At 49.2% G+C, this 1,209-nt stretch carries 1 protein-coding gene; it reads left to right on the forward strand.

Annotation, left to right across the window (positions count from 1 at the left end; translation table 11 throughout):
- The first annotated feature begins 81 nt into the window (after window positions 1-81).
- A protein-coding gene (locus DDA898_RS14365) for an IS3 family transposase (RefSeq protein WP_107768155.1) occupies window positions 82-1,193 on the forward strand; the annotation gives its coding sequence in 2 pieces (ribosomal slippage) (window positions 82-343 and window positions 343-1,193; 1,113 coding nt in all).
- Window positions 1,194-1,209: the final 16 nt, after the last annotated feature.

Genomic DNA, 1,209 nt, shown 5'->3' on the forward strand with positions numbered 1-1,209 from the left:
ATGTAAGTATCCCGGTAAACCGAACCATTCACTTTTAGAGATCTTCCGACATACTGATTATGTTCCGTTGAGGAGATCGCTATGCGCAAAGCCCGATTTACCGAGCACCAGATCATCGCCGTGTTGAAGTCCGTTGAAGCCGGACGTACCGTCAAAGACGTTTGTCGCGAAGCGGGGATATCCGAGGCCTCGTACTACAACTGGAAAGCCAAATTTGGTGGTATGGAAGCATCTGATATCAAAAAGATGAAAGATCTGGAGGACGAAAACCGGCGGCTGAAACAGATGTTTGCCGATCTGAGTCTGGAGTGCCGTGCACTCAAAGATGTTATTGAAAAAAAGCTTTAAAACCAGTGATAAAGCGTGAGCTCGTCAGTTACCTGACCGCGCAATTTACGATGAGCATCCGCCAGGCATGCAGGACGTTATCGCTGAGCAGGACGGTGTATTTTTACCAGCCCGACACCCGGCGTGATGAGCCGGTCATTCAGGCGCTGACCGACATGGCTGAACGCTATCCGCGATACGGCTTCAAGAAGTTGTTCCAGAAGCTACGCAGGCAGGGTCATGCATGGAATCATAAACGCGTTCATCGTATTTATTGCTTACTGAAACTGAATTTTCGTCGTAAGGGAAAGCAGCGTTTGCCTGTGCGTAATCCCGCACCACTGGTGGCCCCGGAACACCAGAATCAGAGCTGGTCAGTGGATTTTATGCATGATGCACTGGTGTGTGGCAGGCGTTTTCGCACGTTCAACGTGGTGGATGATTTTAATCGTGAAGTGCTGGCGATAGAAATTGACCTGAATATCCCGGCACAACGCGTTGTTCGGGTGTTGGACAGGATAGTGGCAAACCGAGGATATCCGCTAAAGATGCGGATGGATAACGGTCCAGAGCTGGTCTCGCTGACGCTGGCGCAATGGGCGGAAGAGCATGGTGTAGCACTGGAATTTATTAAACCGGGCAAGCCAACACAGAATGCCTTTATTGAACGTTTTAACCGGACGTACCGAACAGAAATATTGGATTTTTACCTGTTCAGAACACTGAATGAAGTGAGGGAAATTACAGAGCGCTGGCTGTATGAATATAACAGCGAGCGTCCCCATGAATCGCTGAATAATCTGACGCCGGAAGAATACCGGCTGATGGCTGAAACCCCGGAAATCTCAAAAAGTGCGTGGAACTAAAACAGGTGTGCTTACA

Origin of the sequence: Dickeya dadantii NCPPB 898 (assembly GCF_000406145.1) — a bacterium.
Classification (GTDB): Bacteria; Pseudomonadota; Gammaproteobacteria; order Enterobacterales; family Enterobacteriaceae; genus Dickeya; species Dickeya dadantii.